Source organism: Cellvibrio sp., assembly GCF_046347455.1.
GTDB lineage: Bacteria > Pseudomonadota > Gammaproteobacteria > Pseudomonadales > Cellvibrionaceae > Cellvibrio.
Genome location: NZ_JAXMGC010000005.1, coordinates 226,451 through 247,335 on the forward strand (window position 1 = coordinate 226,451; position 20,885 = coordinate 247,335).

Annotated in this window: 15 protein-coding genes; 13 read left to right on the plus strand and 2 right to left on the minus strand. The window is 49.5% G+C overall.

What is annotated here, in order from left to right:
* Window positions 1-62 precede the first annotated feature (62 nt).
* From hfq to U1F02_RS11250, 6 genes are all read left to right on the plus strand, one after another.
* Entirely contained in the window at window positions 63-329 is a 267-nt protein-coding gene (gene hfq / locus U1F02_RS11225; protein ID WP_189420990.1) for an RNA chaperone Hfq, read from the plus strand.
* A 23-nt stretch (window positions 330-352) separates the two neighbouring features.
* A complete protein-coding gene (gene hflX, locus U1F02_RS11230) occupies window positions 353-1,645 on the plus strand; it encodes a ribosome rescue GTPase HflX (RefSeq protein ID WP_409990484.1) in 1,293 nt (430 codons plus the stop codon).
* A gap of 103 nt (window positions 1,646-1,748) precedes the next feature.
* Window positions 1,749-2,867 (plus strand): FtsH protease activity modulator HflK, encoded by a 1,119-nt coding sequence (hflK, locus tag U1F02_RS11235; protein WP_409990485.1) that lies wholly within the window; start codon window positions 1,749-1,751, stop codon window positions 2,865-2,867.
* Window positions 2,867-3,742, plus strand: coding sequence for a protease modulator HflC (gene hflC, locus U1F02_RS11240; RefSeq protein WP_409990486.1), 876 nt, complete (start codon window positions 2,867-2,869; stop codon window positions 3,740-3,742). The genes hflK and hflC overlap by 1 nt, the downstream gene beginning before the upstream one ends.
* 161 nt (window positions 3,743-3,903) lie before the next feature.
* Window positions 3,904-5,064 carry an ATP phosphoribosyltransferase regulatory subunit gene (locus U1F02_RS11245; RefSeq protein WP_409990487.1) on the plus strand — a complete coding sequence of 387 codons (1,161 nt, stop codon included), beginning with the start codon at window positions 3,904-3,906 and terminating at the stop codon, window positions 5,062-5,064.
* 61 nt (window positions 5,065-5,125) lie between these two features.
* Complete coding sequence (locus tag U1F02_RS11250; RefSeq protein ID WP_409990488.1) at window positions 5,126-6,421, plus strand: adenylosuccinate synthase; 1,296 nt, start codon at window positions 5,126-5,128, stop codon at window positions 6,419-6,421.
* A gap of 295 nt (window positions 6,422-6,716) precedes the next feature.
* Here the strand turns inward: U1F02_RS11250 and mdoH are convergent, their stop codons facing one another.
* Window positions 6,717-8,717 (minus strand): glucans biosynthesis glucosyltransferase MdoH, encoded by a 2,001-nt coding sequence (mdoH, locus tag U1F02_RS11255; RefSeq protein WP_409990489.1) that lies wholly within the window; start codon window positions 8,715-8,717, stop codon window positions 6,717-6,719.
* Entirely contained in the window at window positions 8,689-10,335 is a 1,647-nt protein-coding gene (locus U1F02_RS11260) for a glucan biosynthesis protein (RefSeq protein WP_409990490.1), read from the minus strand. The genes mdoH and U1F02_RS11260 overlap by 29 nt, the downstream gene beginning before the upstream one ends.
* Window positions 10,336-10,721: 386 nt before the next feature.
* On the opposite strand from U1F02_RS11260, the gene U1F02_RS11265 reads away from it, so the two are divergent.
* From U1F02_RS11265 to gspD, 7 genes are all read left to right on the plus strand, one after another.
* Window positions 10,722-13,115, plus strand: coding sequence for a response regulator (locus U1F02_RS11265; protein WP_409990491.1), 2,394 nt, complete (start codon window positions 10,722-10,724; stop codon window positions 13,113-13,115).
* 117 nt (window positions 13,116-13,232) lie between these two features.
* Entirely contained in the window at window positions 13,233-13,562 is a 330-nt protein-coding gene (trxA, locus tag U1F02_RS11270) for a thioredoxin TrxA (RefSeq protein WP_409990492.1), read from the plus strand.
* Between the two features lie 396 nt (window positions 13,563-13,958).
* Entirely contained in the window at window positions 13,959-15,218 is a 1,260-nt protein-coding gene (rho, locus tag U1F02_RS11275) for a transcription termination factor Rho (protein WP_409990493.1), read from the plus strand.
* A 128-nt stretch (window positions 15,219-15,346) separates the two neighbouring features.
* The gene (gene ubiD / locus U1F02_RS11280; protein ID WP_409990494.1) at window positions 15,347-16,828 is read left to right on the plus strand and encodes a 4-hydroxy-3-polyprenylbenzoate decarboxylase; all 1,482 of its coding nucleotides are present in this window, start codon (window positions 15,347-15,349) and stop codon (window positions 16,826-16,828) included.
* 155 nt (window positions 16,829-16,983) lie between these two features.
* Complete coding sequence (mscL, locus tag U1F02_RS11285) at window positions 16,984-17,376, plus strand: large-conductance mechanosensitive channel protein MscL (RefSeq protein ID WP_409990495.1); 393 nt, start codon at window positions 16,984-16,986, stop codon at window positions 17,374-17,376.
* A gap of 307 nt (window positions 17,377-17,683) precedes the next feature.
* On the plus strand, window positions 17,684-18,664 hold the full coding sequence (gene gspC / locus U1F02_RS11290) for a type II secretion system protein GspC (protein ID WP_409990496.1): 981 nt from the start codon (window positions 17,684-17,686) through the stop codon (window positions 18,662-18,664).
* Between the two features lie 102 nt (window positions 18,665-18,766).
* Complete coding sequence (gene gspD, locus U1F02_RS11295; protein WP_409990497.1) at window positions 18,767-20,824, plus strand: type II secretion system secretin GspD; 2,058 nt, start codon at window positions 18,767-18,769, stop codon at window positions 20,822-20,824.
* Window positions 20,825-20,885 lie beyond the last annotated feature (61 nt).

Genomic DNA, 20,885 nt, shown 5'->3' on the forward strand with positions numbered 1-20,885 from the left:
CCTTCCCAATGATTAAGACGGAAACAAGGTGGGTAAAACTTATCTTCCCTAGGAGAATAAACATGTCAAAAGGGCATAGTTTACAAGACCCTTACCTGAACGTTCTGAGAAAGGAACGTGTACCTGTATCCATTTACTTGGTAAATGGTATTAAGTTACAAGGTCAGGTTGAATCATTTGATCAGTTTGTTGTGTTATTGAAAAACACCGTAAGCCAAATGGTTTACAAGCACGCAATCTCCACTGTTGTTCCATCACGCGCTGTGCGCGTACCTCTGTTGAATGAAGCAGACGGTGTTGATGGCGAAGAAGACGAGCAAGCTGAGTAATCAACCCTCTACGAGGCTGCTAATTGTTTTTTGATCGCCCCGAATCAGGTGAGCTAGCCGTGCTAGTTCACCTGAATTTATCTCATGGCCAAGAGCCAGAAGATCCCCGCGAATTTGAAGAGCTGGTGTTGTCTGCCGGCGGCGACCCCGTGGCTTTTATTACGGGCAAAAGCATTTCTCCCAACGCAAAATTTTTTATTGGCACCGGCAAACTGCAAGAGTTGCAGGCGGTTGTGGCTGCCAATGAAGCTGAAGTGGTGATTTTTAATCACACGCTTTCGCCCAGCCAAGAGCGCAACCTCGAAAAAGAATTGCAATGTCGCGTGCTCGACCGCACGGGTTTAATTCTGGATATTTTCGCCCAGCGCGCGCGAACCTTTGAAGGTAAGTTGCAAGTTGAGTTGGCTCAGTTGCGCCACATGTCCACGCGACTCGTTCGCGGGTGGACTCACCTTGAGCGTCAGAAGGGTGGTATTGGTTTGCGCGGTCCCGGTGAAACTCAACTTGAAACCGACCGGCGTTTGTTGCGCAATCGCATCACCATGATTGAACAGCGCTTGGAAAAAGTGCGTTCCCAGCGCGAGCAGGGCAGGCGCTCTCGCCAGCGCTCTGCAATTCCTACCGTGTCGCTCGTGGGCTATACCAACGCCGGCAAATCCACGCTATTTAATCGAATTACCGGCTCAGATGTTTACGCGGAGAATCAACTCTTCGCCACGCTCGACCCCACCATGCGTCGCATTGATCTGGCCGATGTGGGCGCAGTTATCATGGCTGATACAGTAGGTTTTATCAGTCATCTCCCCCACAAATTAGTAGAAGCTTTTCGCGCGACCTTGGAAGAAGCAGCCAACTCAGAATTGCTTTTGCATGTCATTGATGCGGCGGCCGATGAACGTATTCGCAACATAGAACAAGTTGAGTTAGTGCTGGAAGAGATCGGTGCGGCTCAGCTTCCGCAACTGAAAATCTATAACAAAATCGATTTGCTTGACGCGGCTGAACCGCGTATCGACCGTGATGACGCAGGCAAGCCGATTGCCGTATGGTTGTCAGCGCAAACCGGTGTTGGTGCAGAGCTTCTGGAAAAAGCTGTGGCGGAGCTGCTGGGGACAGAAATGGTTATCGCCCCCTTGCTGTTGCGTCCACAAGATGGTCGCTTGCGTGCCGCACTCTATGAACAACAAGCCGTTGCGGGCGAATCTTTTCGCGATGATGGCGTCGCCGTTGCAAATTTGCGAGTTCCGAAAAGCGATTTGTTGCGTATATTAAGCGCCTTGCGCATTCAATTTGATGATTTGGCTTGGGCTGAATAGACCCTTGTTTATACTTATAAAATGTTAATTTCATCACTTCGGTTGAAAATACCGGGGTTTGCCCTCAGATTAAGCAAAATTTCTATAATGTCGGAGATGCGGTATGGCCTGGAATGAACCGGGAAAAGACAAAGACCCGTGGGGCGGTGGTGGTCGTGGCGGCAATGATGGCCCGCCAGATTTAGATGAGGCCTTTAAAAAGCTGCAAGAAAAGCTCAACGGTATGTTTGGCGGCGGCTCAAGCGGCGGCAATTCGGCTAACAACGGTTCATTTGGTGCGATCTTCGGCGTGATCGCTGTTGTTGCGCTTCTTTTGTACGGCTTCTTCGGTATATACACCGTAGACGCTAAAGAGCGCGCGGTGGTGTTGCGCTTGGGTGTCTATCAAGAAACCATGGGCGAAGGTTTGCACTGGTCTGCGCCTTTATTGACCCAAGTGTTTAAGGTTGGTGTTACCAATGAACGTCAATATCCCTCAAAAGGTTTGATGCTCACACAAGATGAAAGCATCGTTGAATTGCCAATCACCGTTCAATGGAATGTGGGCGATGTTAAAGCCTATGTTTTGAATATTGCCGATCCTGAAACCAGCCTCAAACACGCAACGGACAGCGCCTTGCGCCACGTCGTGGGTTCTACCGAGTTGGAGCAAGTGCTCTCGGAAGGCCGCGCCAAAATGGCTGCAGAAGTAAAATTGCGTTTGCAAACTTACCTCGATAATTATCAATCCGGTATTCAAATCATTAACGTGAACATCCAACAGGCTCAGCCGCCCGAAGAAGTTCGCGCTAACTTTGATGATGTAATTAAAGCGAAAGAAGACGAAACCCGTTTGAAAAACGAAGCCCAATCTTATTCAAATGGTGTGATTCCAGAAGCGCGTGGCCGTGCGCAGCGTTTGCTGGAAGAGGCAGAAGCTTACAAGTCTGAAGTGGTATCGCGTGCAGAAGGGGAATCTGCTCGCTTTGATAATCTCTTAACCGAATACAAGCGCGCGCCAGAAGTCACACGCAAGCGTTTGTATATGGATGCAGTTGAGTCTGTCATGACCAAATCGTCCAAAGTTCTGGTGGATGTTGATAACAACAGCATGCTCTATTTGCCGTTGGATAAAATGACCAAACAAGTTCCACCCCCTGTGCTTGAAGACTCAGCGGAAGCGCGCCCAGCTGTGCGTGACGCCGTTGAAACCAAGCCTGCAGTTCGTAGGGAGTCTCGCTAATGTCTACTAAAAGTCTCATTGCGGTAATGGGCTCGCTGATCGCGCTGGCGTTGATTTCAAGCAGTGCCTATGTGGTTAACCAATATGAACGCGCGGTTGTATTGCAATTCGGCGCTTTGATTAAGGCGGATGTTTCCCCCGGGTTACATTTCAAAATTCCGTTCACTGATCGCGTACGCAAATTTGATGGCCGCTTACAAACGGCGGATATGATTCCGGCAAGTTTCTACACCATCGAGAACAAGCGATTGGTGGTGGATTCCTACATTAAGTGGCGCATTAAAGACGTGGGCACTTATTACCGCACCACCGGCGGCGATATGCGTTTGGCGGAAGACCGTTTAGGTCAACGTGTGGCAGACGGTTTGCGTAACCAGTTTGGTCGCCGCACCTTGCACGACGTAGTATCGGGTCAGCGCGACGAATTGATGGCAGAACTCAAGGCTTCGATGAACGAAACCACCAATAGCTTGTTGGGTATTGAGGTGGTTGATATTCGCGTTAAGCGTATCGATTTCCCGCCAGAAGTAAGTCAATCCGTATTTGCGCGTATGGCAGCGGATCGTGAAAAAGAAGCTCGCGAATATCGCGCTCAGGGTAAAGAGCAGGCCGAAGTGATTCGCGCTGATGCAGATCGCAAAAAAGTAGTGCTTGAAGCAAACGCTTACCGCGACGCCGAGCGTATCCGCGGTGAAGGTGACGCAAAAGCGGCCGCTATTTATGCAGCCGCTTACACCAAAGATCCTGAGTTTTACTCGTTTTTACGCAGCCTCAACGCTTACAAAAAGAGCTTTGCTGGCAAAGAGGATTTAATGGTGGTTGATCCTAAAAGCGATTTCTTCCGTTATTTGAAAGATCCCCAAGGTAAAAAATAGGGATTTGGGGGGAACCACCTACAAATTTCCCCCCAATCAGTGTTAAAATGCCGCAACCGAGCCGAAAGCTCGGTTTTTTTATGTTCAGGGTGCGCCGCGTCTTTCTCTGGTTGCATCATTCGCTGAACGCCTCCCGAATTGTGGATGTTTAGAGTCTGCTTATGACTTACGCCGATCGCTGGTTATTGCCCGATGGAGTAGAAGAAATTCTGCCCGCCGAAGCAAAGCCTATCGAATTATTGCGCCGCCAGTTGCTGGATCTTTATGCCACCTGGGGCTATGACTTGGTGATTCCACCACTGCTGGAGTACACCGATTCTTTACTTATCGGCCTTGGCCGAGACGTAGACCTACTCACCTTTAAAGTGACTGACCAACTTACCGGTCGCACCCTCGGCATACGCGCCGACATCACCCCTCAAACTGCCCGTATCGATGCGCACAGCATGGCCGCCAAAGGCGCCAACCGCTTGTGTTACGCAGGTAATGTGGTTCACACCAAGCCCAAAAACCCCTTGGCGACGCGCACGCCTATGCAGGTTGGTTTGGAGTTTTACGGTGAACCGGGTCTGGCAGCTGATGTTGAAGTGATTTCGCTGTTGCTTGAGTCCTTGCGTACATCGGGTTTACCCAAGTTGCATTTGGATCTCGGCCATGTGGGTATCTACCGCGCTTTGGCCGCCTGCGCTAAGTTGAATTCTGCCCAAGAAGATGAATTTTTTGATTTGCTCCAACGCAAAGCCGTTACTGAAATCCGCGAGTGGGTTGCGGCTAAGGTCACCGATCAAAAATGTGCTGCCTTATTGCTCGCGTTGCCTAATTTGGCGGGTGGCGTAGATGTTTTAACCAGAGCGCGCACGCTCTTTGCCGATATTCCAGATGCTGCCGCTGCGGTCGACCAGTTGCTTCACGTGGCTGGCATTATGGCGCAGCGCTACCCCGACGCAGAGTTCTACTATGATTTAGGCGAGCTGCGCGGCTATCACTATTTAACCGGCTTGGTGTTTGCGGCTTTTGCGCCCGGTTTTGGCAACCCCATCGCCAGCGGTGGCCGTTATGACCATATTGGCGAAGTCTTTGGTCGTGCGCGCCCTGCAACGGGTTTCGCGCTCGACATCTGCGCTATCAGCAAGTTGGGTTTGCTCCCTTCAAAGGGTAATTGTGCTATTGCGGTTGTTGATAACGGCGACCAAGCCCAATGGCAAGCAGTGCAGGCTTTGCGCGCCCAAGGCGAGCGCGTTGTTTACGGCGCTGCAGCAGATATTCAAGCCAAGCGCGAGTTGCGTTTGGTGAACAACGAATACCAGGTTGTAAGTTTGTAGGCGCGCGTAGCGCTACCGAGAGTTTCTATTTTCATTTTGTTTAACAGAGAGTTTTCCAGTCATGGGTAAAAACGTCGTCATTTTGGGCACCCAATGGGGTGATGAAGGTAAAGGCAAAATCGTAGATTTGCTGACCGATCAGGTTTCCTTGGTTACTCGCTTTCAGGGCGGCCACAACGCGGGTCACACCCTGGTGATCGACGGTAAGAAGACCGTTTTGCACTTGATTCCCTCTGGTATTTTGCGCGAAGGCGTAACCTGCCTGATCGGCAATGGCGTGGTCTTATCGCCAGAAGCCTTGTTCAAAGAAATCGGTGAGTTGGAAGCAACCGGCGTACCCGTGCGCGAGCGTTTGCGCTTGTCACCGGCATGTCCGTTGATCCTCCCTTACCACGTTGCGCTCGACCAAGCGCGTGAATTAGCGCGTGGCGATGCCAAAATCGGCACCACCGGTCGCGGTATTGGCCCTGCTTACGAAGATAAAGTGGCGCGTCGCGGTTTGCGTTTGGGCGATTTGGCAGACTTGAACCGCTTCGCGGTTAAGCTGAAAGAAATTCTGGATTTCCACAATTTCGTACTCACCACCTACTACAAAGTAGAAGCCATTAGCTACGAAAAAGTGCTGGCTGATTGCACCGCTTGGGCCAAACAATTGCTGCCCATGATGGCTGACGTAACTAACCTTTTGCACGCTGCTCGCGAACAAGGTGAAAACATTCTGTTCGAAGGTGCGCAAGGTTCTTTGTTGGATATCGACCACGGTACCTATCCTTTCGTAACTTCATCTAACACCACCGCAGGTGGTACAGCTACAGGTTCTGGCTTCGGCCCGTTGTATTTGGATTATGTTCTCGGTATCACCAAGGCTTACACCACCCGCGTAGGTTCCGGTCCTTTCCCAACGGAATTGGATTGCGAAATCGGCGCTTACTTGGGCGAAAAAGGCCACGAGTTCGGTGCAACCACGGGCCGTAAGCGCCGTTGTGGTTGGTTCGATATTGTTGCAGTACGCCATGCTAACCGTATCAATTCCGTGACCGGCGTATGCTTGACCAAGCTGGACGTTTTGGATGGTTTGAAAACCGTGAAAATCTGTATCGGTTATCAAGACGGCAAAGGCAATCCGGTTGATATTCCGTTTGATGCAGAAGGTTGGGAAGCCATTCAGCCGATTTATGAAGAAATGCCCGGCTGGAGTGAATCTACTGTAGGCGCCAAGAGCCTCGACGAGTTGCCAGTGAACGCACGCAACTACATCAAGCGCTTGGAAGAGTTGATGGCAACACCTATCGACATTATTTCTACCGGCCCAGATCGTGTTCAAACCGTGGTATTGCGTCATCCGTTTGATGCTTAATCGCTAGCTCTAAGAGCTGAGAAACGGCGCTCGCAGGCAACTGGAGCGCCGTTTTTTTATGGGTGTAATTCGGGTGCCAGGCATTTAGCTTAACCCCTATGTTTTGATTATTAGGGAATCGTCATCCTCGCGCAGCGGGGGTTAACAGACCAAATCAAAAGCTGGATCCCCGCTGCGCGAGGATGACGACTCCCTGTTTAAATAGTGTTCGAGTATTCGGTGCAACACCATTTTATTTAAAATAAAAAAAGGCGCTCCAGTTTCCTGTGAGCGCCTTTTTTGTCCTATAAGGGTTTTATGCCCTCGGAGGATATTCTTCCATATTTTGCTCCGGCATCTCGCTCCAGTTGTCTGGCGGCAATGCGGGAATGCCAGCTGGTTCTGGTAAAGGTGGATGTTCCACCGCGAGCAAGCGTTTGAGGTCGGTCAGCACAGGGTCTTCATTGGTCTCGAATGGGCTTACGAATACGCCGTGTTGACGGCATCTTTCGCCCAGTTCCAGGCTGCTTGAGTAGCGCACAATCGGCGCAGCCAATACTAAGCCCGTGAGGATGGGCATAAGCCACCAGAAGAAAATCGGCGCATAGGTGAAGGTCATATAACCCCACAAGATGGCGACTATAGTGGTCCGCAGGGTGCGTGCAAAGCTTTCGCCCCAAGTTAACAAGCGACCTTCGCGATCTTGTGCATCCCAGTTCACTTTGAACCCTAGGAATACGGAGATCACGAAGTAAGCATGGAAAGCCATCATGATTGGCGCAATCAAAACCGCAAATGCTGTTTCTACTATGGTGCCGCGCAGAATAGCTTTGGTGCCGCCAAATTGCTCGCGACGGTGCGCCATGGTGCTGATGATTCCCATGACCTTAGGGAACAACAGCAAAATGGTGGTCATGACAATGAGCGAAATAATCAACCCGGTTTTGGCGATAGGCCATTCCGGTAAATTGATGAAATGCTCCATTGTGGGCGTGGAATTGGTGAAGTATTCGTTGCTGTGCAGGGCGCGAACTACGGCGTCAGCAGTGCTCAATACCAGCATTAACAACCAAATCAAGGACGATATATAAGCCGTCGCACCCAACAAAAAGTGTAGGCGGCTAATGGGGTGTAAACCCGCAGCGCCTAGCATGCCCAAATGTTGGATGTTGCCTTGTACCCAGCGGCGGTCGCGGGTTGCGTAATCGATAATGTTACAGGGGACTTCTTCGTAGCTGCCTTCAAGGTCGGCAAGAAGGAATACATCCCAACCGGCGCGGCGCAACATGGCGGCTTCAACGAAGTCATGGCTCAGGATATCGCCACCAAAAGGCGCTTTACCCGGAAGGGTTGGCAAGCCGCAGTGATCGATAAAGGCCTTAATGCGAATGATGGCGTTGTGGCCCCAATAGTTAGCCGCGCCGGTCTGCCAGAAGGCGATACCGGTGGCGAGCATGGGGCTGTATAGCACAGCGGCGAACTGCACGAAGCGGCCGAAAAAGGTGGTTTGGCGAACAGGGATAGGTACGGTCTGGATAAGGCCCGCACGCGGGTTTGCTTGCATGGTGCGCACCATGCGCAACAGACAGGTTCCGCTCATCACGCTGTCTGCGTCGAGCACAATCATGTTCTCGTAGTTCTTGCCCCAGCGTTGCAAAAACTCAGCAATATTCCCCACCTTACGATGCAGGTTTTTCTCGCGGCGGCGATAAAACGTATGCTTGCTCAAATCGCCAATGCGATCAGTGAATTGCTTCCATTGGTCGCGTTCACGCTGCGCAATATCCAGCTTGGTGGTATCGCTCAGCATAAAGAAGTCAAAGTGCTCAATCTCTCCGGTAGCTACCAATGAGTTGAGCGTGGCTTCGAAACCGGCAATTACACGATGCGTATCTTCGTTGTAGATCGGCATTACCACAGCAGTGCGCTGGGTGATGGGCAGGCTATCGTTATAAACATGATCCATGTGCTTCAGGGTCAGTGGATCACGACGCATCATGAGTAACACAAAGCCGAATACAGCACTCCAGAACGCGGTAGAAATCCAGCAAAAGGAAATGGCAAAGAGAATGAGAATAACGGCCTCAAGTACCGTAATACTGTTGGCACTTAGTATGTCGTACATCATATACACACCGCTGACGGCGGTAATTACCGTAAGCAGGGCGTAGACAATACGGCGTAAGGATTCGCCCGGCAGCCGGATTTCGTTCTCCGGCATAAGGTCGCGGTTAATAGGTCTGCTCACAGTAGACTCGCTTTGGGTAATAGGCGCGCTGTTGGTTAAATTATTGGATGTCATCTGGGTACCAGACATAACTCCAAACCTCAGTCAGGCGCTTATTGTTTGCCTTCAAGAAAACGCGCATATCAATGGCGTTATTACCGTCCGGCTCAAACTTGAACGAGGCGCGGTAGGTTTTGCCATCGGGCAATTTGCTGATATGTAAATCAGTAAAGTTACCGGCATTTTTGCTTAGGTCAGCCTCAACCACAGTGTTTGCTGGCAAGTTGCCCAGTTCGGCACCTTGGAAGTCAATTGCGAATTGGCGTTTGCTTTTTGGTGGTGGATTGCCTTGTGCGGCCACAGCGCCCCAACCCGTGCGGGTGCGCAGCACTTTAGCGCCGGTTTGTCCTGGAACATTAGCGTCCAATGGTTGCAGGCTGTATTTGAATTCGCGGCTATCGCCCGCTTTCATCGGCTCATCGGGTACCCAGTAAGCTACGATGTTATCGTTGGCTTCGCTATCCGATGGAATCTCAACCAATTCCACGCGGCCTTTACCCCATGAGTTTTCAGGTTTTACCCACAAACTTGGGCGGCGCTCGTAATGAGCTTCAGCATCCAGATAATTGTTGAAATCGCGGTCACGTTGCATCAAGCCGAAACCTTGTGGGTTGGTATCACCCAGAGACGAAATGTGGAGGCCGCGATGGTTAGATAGCGGACGCCAAATCCACTCGCCCGCAGACGTCAGCATGCTCACGCCGTCAGAATCGTGAACTTCAGGGCGGAAGTCATCAAAGCGCGATACGTTTACGCTGTTCTCGCCAAACATAAACATAGAGGTCAGTGGCGCTACGCCCAATTTTTGAATGTCTTTCCGTGCGTAGAGGCGAGCAGTCACCTTCACTTCAGTGTTGGCACCGGGGTAGGCGTCAAAACGGAAGGCGCCGGTCACAGATGGGCTGTCCATCAATGCGTAGATCACCAAATGCTTTTCGGTGGGAGTGGGTTTTAACATCCAGTATTCACGGAAGATAGGGAATTCTTCGCCCTTGGGTTCAGCGGTATCAATCGCCAAACCACGGGCAGACAAGCCCCACGCATGGCCGGGTCCAATAATGCGGAAGTAAGAAGATGCCGCACCTTGGAATACCATGAATTCATCTTTGTACTGTGGGTTGTTAATGGGGTAATGAACGCGGAAACCAGCGTAGCCCAAATCTTTACCCGCAATGCCCGCCAACTTGGCTGCAGTGCCTTCGTAATTGAAATACTCTTGCTTGAACGGAACTATGGAGTCATTGCCGTTGGTGGCCATGTGCAGCACTACAGGTTCTTTAAAGATATAACCTGCGTGGAAAAGTTGGATTTCAAATTGGGCTTCATTGCGCCACAAAGATGAATCAGGGCGGAAGCGAACGGAACGGTATTGGTCGTAATCCATCTTGGCCAAGGCTTCGGGCATCTTTCCTGAAAAGTGTTTGAAGTTGCCTTTGGCGAGTAATTTTGCGCGTGAACTAATGGCATCAAAAAGGCCGGGTTGGGAAGTTTCACTGGCGGAAGTGGGTGTGATAGTGGGTTGCGCGGCGAAGGATTCGCTGGCAACGCAAAGCGCCAAAAGGCACGATGCGGCAAAGGTCAAAGGTTTATGCAATGGCTTGCGGCTAGAGGATAGCGTGCGCACAGCATTTGTGAGTAGTTTACTCATCCACTTATCTCCGTACAGGATTGGTCTGCAATGCAGGTATGTCGTTCACAACGAAGCGCTCCGGTAAAAACTACCGTAACGCGGGATTTGTTCGGGCTTTGACGAACTCGCTAGCAAGCGAGCCTCGCCGAAAAAACGCATGTTACAGCTGCGTTTCAAAGCCGGCGCATTGTAATACATCCGATGACAAATATAGGTGCAAAAACCCGCCACCCCAGAATATTTTTTCAGTAATCATCAGCTTAAGCGCCTGTCAAAAGCCTCGCTGGGATGAGTTAACCGAATTCGAGCGCAGAGATTTAATGAAGTGCTACACTTTTTAGCGTCTAAGCCGCTTGGCGTTTAGGCGTCATTTAGGCTAATTGGGACGAGAGCTTGAATAATCCATGCTAAATATACGGCGTTACGCACGCGACAATCCCATCGCATTCCGATTGCTCGGTTTGATCGTGGTCAGCAGTTCGCTGATCACGCTATTCACTATTTTGCTGCAGTTATACGGCAACTTTCACGACGACGTTTCCTCCCTCGAAAAGCGTTTGGATCAGGTGCGTATCAGTACCTTGGCCAGTATCACTAAAAGTTTGTGGGGGTTCGACCAAGAACAGCTCAGCATTCAAATTCGCAGCGTTCTCGATGTGCAGGATGTAGTGCAGGTGCAAGTTGTTTGGCGCGATTGGAACAACACCGAGCAATCCATGGTGGTGAGCAACAATCAGCAAACCCAAACCGATATTGATGCTAAAAAAAGCCAATATTTGGTGAAGGAATATCCGCTCATTTATGAAGATGCGAGCACGCCACAACAGCGCTTGGGCACCTTGCGCGTTACTGCATCGCTCTCCAGTATTTATGACAAGTTGTGGGAGCGTGCGCTCTTCATTGTTGTGGTTCAAATCGCCAAGACACTGCTGATATCACTCTTTATTTTGTGGTTGGTGCATGTGCTTTTGACTCGGCATATGGAAACGATTGCTAACTATGCTCGACATTTGAATTTGGAAAGTTTGAACCAGCCCTTGCGTTTAAAGCGTGTCAAATCTGACACCAATAGCGATGAGTTGGATAAAGTGGTCGATGCAATAAATCAAATGCGTGAAACGCTTTTGGAGGATTTGGATCAACGCCGCACCATGGAGCTCGCGTTGCTTGCCGAGCAAGAAGAAAAAATCGAAACACGTCGCCAAAAAAACGCAGCGGAAGATGCAAGCCGAGCAAAAAGCCAATTTCTCGCCACCATGAGTCACGAAATCCGCACACCGATGAATGGTGTGATCGGTATGTTGGAAATGTTGCGCGATACACCGCTCAACGAAAATCAAAAGCATTACATTGATGTCATTCACCGTTCAGGTGAAACGCTTTTGGAAATTATCAACGACATTCTCGATTACTCAAAAATCGAAGCGGGAAAAATGCAGCTGGAAGAGGCTTCTTTCCGTCTGGACGATTTAATTGAAGATTGCTTGCAGCTATTTGGTGCAACGGCTAACAAGCGTCATATTGAGCTCGTAGGCGGCGTAAAACCCAAAGCTCCTTTATTGTTAAAAGGTGACTCAACTCGTTTAAGACAGGTCATTATTAATTTGCTGGGTAACGCGTTCAAGTTTACATCTAAAGGCTTTGTTGCGTTGGAAGTTGGTCTGGAGGAAAACTCAACGGCTGAGAAAACGCGGTTACGTTTCTCCATTCAAGATAGTGGTATTGGTATAGATTTAAGCTCTGGTGTTAATTTGTTTGATTCGTTTAACCAAGCAGATGCATCCACGACTCGCAAATACGGTGGTACTGGTTTAGGGCTTGCTATCTGTAAAAGTTTGGTTGAGCTAATGGGTGGGGAAATTGGCGTTGAAAGTGTTAAGGGGCAGGGCGCCACTTTCTGGTTTACAGCGGAGTTTGCGGCGGCGGATGAGCCTGAGGCTGAGTGTGAAAAAGAGCGCGAGCTGACAAGCTTGCTTGCTCATAAAAAATTATTATTGGTTGGCGCCAATCCAAAAATGGTTGAGTTTTTATCTGCACATGGCGCTGATTGGAATTTAAAAATTCAGTCAGCAACATCTGCAAAAATAGCGCAAGCAACTCTTGCGCAAGCGTCGCACAGTGGTGAGTCCTTCGATTTTATCGGTGTCGATTCTGATTTGCCGGATATGAGTGGCATTGATTTTATTCGTCAGTTGCGCAACCACCTTGATACACAAAACCTGCCTGCTTTTATGTTTTCTGCCAGCAATATTTTTCAAGATCAGCAAACGCTACGCGCTTGTGCCGTGCATGCGATTTTACGCAAACCTCTTTCTGGCAAAACACTCAAATATGAATTGGCGGCGTTATTGGGGCGTGAAGTTCAAACCGCGCTTGAGCATCCTGTTGTTGAATCTCCTGCGGATAAATTTGCACACCTACGCGTGCTGGTGGCTGAAGATAATCTTGTCAATCGCATGGTGATAAAAGGTTTGCTGAGCAAGCTCAACATTACCCCCCAGCTGGTCGAAAATGGGCTCATCGCGTTCGATACCGTTCGTAAGGCCGCCCAACCTTATGACGTTATTTTAATGGATTGTGAAATGCCGGAAATGGATGGTTTTGAAGCCACGCGAAATATCCGGCTATTTGAACAATCGCGCAATCTGCAGCCGATGCCTGTTGTGGCCCTGACTGCGCATGCACTGCAAGAACATCGTGACGCAGTTTTTGCCAGCGGTATGAATTACTACTTATCCAAACCGGTTACGCTTGATAATCTTATTGGCGTGTTCGAACGCATACTCACCAAAAATTAGTCGCATCTGCGCAATTGTCGCCCGCTATGATATCCATAGATTTTTTCTCCTTGCGGGCAGGGGTTCCAATCCTTATGATGCAAAACATCAATTCAAGCCTCGTAGTGGAGTTAAAAAATGAGTAGCGATGCCATTGTTCATGTAAGTGATGCCAGTTTTGCACAAGACGTATTGAGTTCAGATATTCCTGTATTGGTGGATTTCTGGGCAGCTTGGTGCGGTCCATGCAAAATGATTGCACCTGTTCTCGACGACTTGGCTGAGCAGTATGCTGGCAAGGTTAAAATTGCCAAAGTTGACGTGGATGCAAACAAAGAAGTTCCAGGTAAGTTTGGAATTCGTGGTATTCCAACCTTGATTCTGTTCAAAAATGGTGAGCCAGCTGCCACTAAAGTGGGCGCACTTTCAAAAGCGCAATTAGTTGAGTTTATTAACAGCTCTATCTAATTGATGTATCGGGTTGTAGGAGTGAGTTTCCGGCAACCCGGTTTTTTTATCCTCTTTTCTTAGTCCTATCCTTGTTTTAATCAATCTCTAGGCTGTTTTTGGTTTTTCGTTTTGCACTTGGCGATTTTAATCGCTATACTCAGCTCATCCACTTATCCCGCGTCGAACTTCAGGGTTTGCCTCCCACCGGATAAGATCTAACTCCCTGCTGTTTCTTACCCTTAATTAACAGAATACATCCAGTTGAGTTTCCAACAGGTTTCCTAACAGAGAGTTTCAAGCGTCATTACCGTAAAACTGCTAGCGACCAATAAAAATTACGCAACAGGTTTCAACCCAAAACTATCCAGCCATCCGGCTTAATATCTGCAACAACTATCCTACAAAGCCTTACTTATGAATCTTACCGACTTAAAGCTCAAACCCATCGAAGAACTCATTGATATAGCGCGTGAAATGGGCCTTGAAAGCCTGGCGCGTTCCCGCAAACAAGACATCATCTTTAACATCCTCAAGCGCCACGCAAAGGGCGGTGAAGATATTTACGGTGATGGTGTATTGGAAATTTTGGTCGATGGTTTTGGCTTTTTGCGTTCAGCAGATTCGTCTTACTTGGCTGGTCCAGACGACATTTATGTTTCCCCAAGCCAAATTCGCCGCTTTAACTTGCGTACCGGCGATACCATTTCGGGCAAGATTCGACCACCAAAAGAAGGCGAGCGTTACTTTGCACTGCTAAAAGTTAACGAAATTAATTTTGATAAGCCCGAAAACTCACGCAATAAAATTCTGTTTGAAAACCTTACACCTTTGTTCCCGGACGAGCGCCTTGTGCTCGAAGCTGGGAACGGTTCTACCGAAGATTTAACCGGGCGCATCATCGATTTGATCGCGCCAATCGGTAAAGGCCAGCGCGGTTTGATCGTAGCGCCACCAAAAGCCGGTAAAACCATCATGATGCAAAATATTGCGCAGGCCATTACGCGCAATAATCCTGAATGTCATTTGATTGTCTTGTTGATTGACGAACGTCCTGAAGAAGTTACTGAAATGCAGCGCTCAGTGCGTGGCGAAGTGGTTGCTTCTACGTTCGATGAGCCGCCGGCGCGTCACGTGCAAGTGGCTGACATGGTAATCGAGCGCGCCAAGCGTTTGGTTGAACACAAGAAAGACGTCATCATCCTGCTCGACTCCATTACTCGTCTCGCCCGCGCCTACAACACCGTTATTCCTTCATCAGGCAAGGTATTGACCGGTGGTGTTGATGCACATGCGCTTGAGCGTCCAAAGCGTTTCTTCGGTGCTGCACGTAATATCGAAGAAGGCGGCAGCTTGAGTATTATCGCCACTGCGCTTGTAGATACCGGTTCTAAAATGGACGAGGTTATTTACGAAGAATTTAAAGGTACAGGTAACCTTGAATTGCACCTTGATCGCAAAATTGCTGAGAAGCGTATCTATCCTGCTATCAACTTGCGCCGTTCCGGCACTCGTCGTGAAGACTTGTTGATGAAAGAAGACGAGCAACAACGCGTGTGGATTTTGCGTCGTTTGCTTAACGATATGGAAGATGTTCCTGCGACAGAATTCCTGTTGGATAAGCTCAAAGACTTTAAAACCAACGATGAATTCTTCATGTCAATGAAGCGTAAATAATATTCTCGCTTTTTATTCCCCTCTCCCCAACCCTCTCCCGCAAGGGGAGAGGGAGTAAAATCTCGCGAGCATCTAGCTCCCCTCGCCCCTTGCGGGAGAGGGGTCGGGGAGAGGGGGAATGCTCCACAATGAAATATAAAGATCTCCGCGATTTTATTGCGCTGCTAGAGGCGCGCGGCCAGCTGAAGCGCATTACCCAAGAAATTGATCCTTACTTGGAAATGACGGAAATTTGCGACCGCACTCTGCGTGCAGGCGGCCCCGCGCTTTTGTTTGAAAATCCCAAAGGCTATTCAATTCCTGTTCTTGGAAATTTATTTGGTACGCCTGAGCGAGTTGCCTTGGGTATGGGCCAAGAATCTGTCTCAGCCTTGCGTGAAGTGGGCAAGCTGCTCGCGTTTTTAAAAGAACCCGAGCCGCCCAAAGGTTTTAAAGATGCTTGGGAAAAGTTGCCGGTTTTCAAGCAAGTGCTGAACATGCAGCCAAAGGTGCTGAGTAAGGCGCCAAGCCAAGAATTTGTAGTGGAAGGTGATGCGGTTGATTTGGATAAATTACCCATTCAAACCTGCTGGCCGGGCGATGCAGGCCCGCTGGTAACCTGGCCATTGGTGGTGACGCGCGGCCCGCACAAAGAGCGGCAAAACTTGGGTATTTACCGCATGCAGAAAATCGGTAAAAACCGGTTGATCATGCGCTGGCTTTCGCATCGCGGCGGCGCTTTGGATTTCCGTGAATTCCAAATACAAAACCCCGGTCAAAACTTCCCCGTTGCGGTTGCTTTGGGTGCTGACCCGGCGACTATTTTGGGTGCCGTTACGCCCGTGCCCGACACGCTTTCTGAATACGGTTTCGCGGGGTTGTTGCGCGGCGACAAAACCGAAGTGGTCAAGTGTATTGGCAGCGATCTGCAAGTGCCTGCCTCTGCCGAATTTATTCTGGAAGGTTACATAGCGCCAAACGATATGGCGCCCGAAGGTCCCTTTGGCGATCATACGGGTTACTACAACGAAGTCGATAATTTTCCGGTCTTTACCGTTGAACGCTTTACGCATCGTAAAGATCCGATTTACCACAGCACCTATACCGGTCGTCCGCCCGATGAGCCTGCGATTTTAGGCGTTGCCCTCAACGAAGTTTTCGTGCCCATTTTGCAAAAGCAATTTCCGGAAATTGTGGATTTTTATTTACCACCCGAAGGCTGTTCCTACCGCATGGCGGTAGTGACCATGAAAAAGCAATACCCCGGCCACGCCAAGCGCGTCATGATGGGGGTGTGGAGTTTCCTTCGCCAATTCATGTACACCAAATTTGTCATAGTTACCGACGATGATGTGAACGCACGCGACTGGAGTGATGTGATCTGGGCAATGACCACCCGCATGGACCCGGCGCGTGATACGGTGATGATTGAAAACACGCCTATCGATTATTTGGATTTCGCGTCGCCCGTGTCCGGTTTGGGTTCGAAAATTGGTTTCGACGCAACCAACAAATGGCCCGGCGAAACAACGCGCGAGTGGGGCGTGCCCATCGACATGGACAAGGCGGTTAAAGCGCGCGTGGACGAATTATGGGATTCCTTGGGGATAGATTTGCCCGTTACGCGTTAAGTGCGTAGGCGTTAAGTGCGCGTAAATTACGCGTACGGATAGACAAAAGCCGCTTAAACACGGGCGCGTCGCTTGGTTTCGTGGGTTATATGCGGTATAAAAACGCGAGCCAAACATTTTGGCGCCTGTGAAAACAAACAAGAAAAGGGGAATCTATGAGCTTTTTAAAAGACTTTAAAGAATTTGCCGTTAAAGGCAACGTGGTTGATTTGGCGGTGGGTATTATCATCGGTGCCGCTTTTGGCAAGATCGTTACCTCAGCCGTGGCTGATGTCATCATGCCGCCTATAGGGTTGTTGATTGGCGGTGTTGATTTTAGTGATTTGGTCATCACGCTCAAGGCAGCGGAAGGTGCAACGCCAGCAGTCGTGATTTCGATCGGCAAGTTTTTGCAAACCATCATCGATTTTACGATTATTGCGTTTGCCATTTTTATGCTGATTAAAGTGATCAATAAGGTGAAAGCGAAAGAGCCGCCAGCCGTTGTGACGCCGCCGACGGAATTGCTGCTCACTGAAATTCGCGATTTATTGCGCGACAAAAAGTAAGGATGCGCGGCGGTCAACAAAACGCGGCAAAGCCGCGTTTTTTGTGAGCGTAAAACCAATCGCTCATGCGATTGTCTTAGGCCACGGCAAGTCCCTTCAACTTTTCGCTTTTGTAAGGTGGATGGAGTAGAATCCAGCTATAACCATAATGAAACTATTCAGTATTTCTTTTGTATTCCGCAGCTCGTTGAACTTTCCAGCTTCCTTGTGCTGGTCTGTAAGTACCCGGCTTGTTGAACTCTGGTTAGCTGAATTCTTCAACAGATTCTTCAAGCGATAAAATCGCGCAGGAATTAGTGCAATCCTTATGTTAGCGAATCGGTCATCCACCAACCGTTTTTCATTACCGCAAACCCGCGCTGATTGGGAGCAGTTGCTCGCACATGCTTTTGCGTTGCTTGCAAAAGTCCCGCTGAGTACGTGGCAATTCATCGTTCGCTTTTTATTAGTCCTGAGTTTGAGTATTAGTTTGGCGCGGCTATTCTGGCTGCTATTTCCTACACCGAATATTCCTGCAGCGGCAGTCGCGATTCCGGCGGCAAATACGCAGGTCGAGTCCACCAATTCCGCCGTAAATATCGAGCAACTCAAAAGCCTTACGATTTTTGGCAAAGCCGAAGCACCTAAACAAGAACAGCAACAGCCTGTGGTTGAGCAGGCGAGCGTTACACAACTGAACTTGGTATTGGTAGGCGTGATTGTGAGCAGCGATGAAAACTCAGCGCGCGCCATGATTGCCGCAGGCGACAAACAAGATCTTTACCCCGTGGGCGGAACCTTGCCCGTGGGCAACAACGTGACGCTTTCCAAGGTGTTGAACGACCGTGTGATTATCAACAACAACGGTCAGTATGAATCTCTCATGTTGTATGACCCCAACGCACCTGTGGTTTCGCAACCTGCACAGACACAAGCAACCCTTCAGCAAATTGCACCGCAACAATCGGCGGCATACGTCAATCGCCCCAGCCCTGAGCAGCAATCACCCGATCCAACACGGGATGCTGCAATGGCGGAAGTCAGCCGCAATTTATCGGACGTGTTGGCGATGACCATTGAACGCGATCACGGGCAAGTGATTGGTTACCGAATTCGCCCCGGGCGCGATGCAGAAAAATTTAAATCGTTGGGTTTGCAGCCGGACGATGTGGTTACGGCGATCAACGGAATGCCTTTAACCAACCCAGCGAAAATTATGGAAGTCTACAAAAATATGGGTAATACCACGTCGGCGAGCTTGGAAATCAAACGCGCTGGTAGTGTGATTACAGTGGATGTCGTGCTCTAATTTTCGCGAAGAATTAGGAGCTGCGTCCAACGCAAAAAAACAAAAGCCAAACATTATTCGCCACGTCGAATATTAAAAAGCAAGAATTTAAGAGGAAGCAGGGTGAACGCAAAATTCGTAAAAAGTGTCGTGTTTCTGGCCGTGCTCAGCATGACTGGATCGCTCATTGCCGCCGAGCCAAAACCAGTGGTGCCCGAGCAAACATGGACTGTGAGTTTTAAAGATGTCGATATTGTTGAGGTGGTGAAGTTTGTTCAGGAAGTGACGGGCAAACCCATCATTGTTGACCCCAAAGTGCGTGGACCCATTCGCGTTATTGCCAACAAGCCACTCAACAAAAAAGAACTCTACGATTTATTTTTAGCGGTGTTGGACGTTCACGGCTTTACCGCGTTTGAAAGCGATGGCGTGGTTCGCGTGATTGTGAACCGCGAAGCGCGCAACTTACCGATTCCTACTGAGCAAACCATTCGTTCGCGCGATGATGGTTACATCACCCAAATTATTCAGCTCAACAATATTAGTGCCGCAAAAGTCTTGGCCGCCATTCGTCCACTGGTGCCGCAATACGCGCACCTCACTGCCTACGAACCGAGTAACGCGCTGATTATTAGCGACACCCGCGCCAACATCGCGCGCATTAACGATTTGATTTTGCAGATGGATAAAGCAGCCGTGCTGGCTACCGATGTTCTGCAATTGCGTTACGCACAGGCGGCTGATGTCGTTGCCATGATCACCCAATTGGAAAAGCCCGATCCTAACCGCGGTGTCACCACATCACCGCCAATCGTGGTGGCTGATAAGCGTATTAACGCGGTGGTTGTGAGTGGCGACGAAATGTCGCGGCAGCGCATTAAAGGTTTAGTTGAAAGTCTGGATCGCCCGCAAACGCGCAACGCCAATGTGCGAGTTTTTTATCTTAAATACGCTAAAGCGGCAGATGTGGCAAAAGTCTTGATGGGAATGTCGCAAGGCCAAAACGCGGGTGCTAAACCGGGTGAAGGTGGCGGTGCTCAAACCAATGTCCAAGCTGACGAAGCAACTAATTCACTCTTGATTACGGCTGATAGCGACAATATGCAGTCGCTACTTTCGGTCGTGGAGCAGCTTGACATAAGGCGGGCTCAAGTTCTGGTTGAGGCGATTATTGTTGAAATTACTAACGGTGCCAACAAGGATATGGGCATTCAATGGATGTATGCAGACTCCAAAAGTGGGTTCGGCACATCCAACGATGGTACTGCAAATTTAGCGGGCGTGGGTTTGGGGGCTTTGCAAGTCAAAAGCGCCAAAACGGATGAACAATACAATTCAGGTTTAGAGAGTTTGGTGAAGGGGCTGTCGGGTGTTAACGGGCAAGCCTTTGGAACTGCTTATTTGGGGGAGCGCACCAGTTTTATGGGGCTATTGAAAATGCTTCAGTCTGATTCTGGAACAAATATTCTCTCTACTCCTAATTTATTAACCACGGACAACACAAAGGCCAAAATTTCTGTAGGCCAAAAAGTACCTTTTAAGCAAGGATCATATACTCAGACGGGTACTACAGCGGGGTCGATCGGCAGCCCTTATACAACCTATAACCGAGAAGAAGTAGGCATCAAGCTTGAGGTGACTCCTCATATCAATGAGGGCGGGAGAATTTTCCTCGATATCGAACAGGAAGTTTCGAGTCTATCCAACGTGGCTAGCGTGGATGGTGCCATAACCAACCAGCGCAATATCAAGACTCAAATACTGACTGCGGATGGACAAACTGTGGTCTTGGGGGGCTTGATTCGTGATGATGCATCAGCAGACGCAACGCGTGTGCCTGTGCTGGGCAGCATTCCGTTGGTAGGCAATTTATTTCGCACCAAAAGTACCAAAAAAGCAAAAACCAATTTGCTGGTGTTTATTCGCGCGACGGTTATGCGTGACGATGAAGCCTTGTCTGGCGCAACGGCTGAGAAATATGGTGCAATCCGTGGAGCCCAGCTAGAGGCTCGCCGTAAACAAGGTCAATTGATAGATCCGAAAGCCATTCCCGTATTGCCAGAACTGCATGATAAACCCCTGCCTCCGCCCGAGACTAAACCTGCTACCGTGGCGCCCAGTACAGAACCTGCGCCATCAACATTGCAAACTCCGTCGGCAGCTCCGGCTAAGGCGGAATAATTGTGAGTGCGACAGATGCCATAGTAACGGACGCGGCGGACATTATTGATTTGGAAGCCGT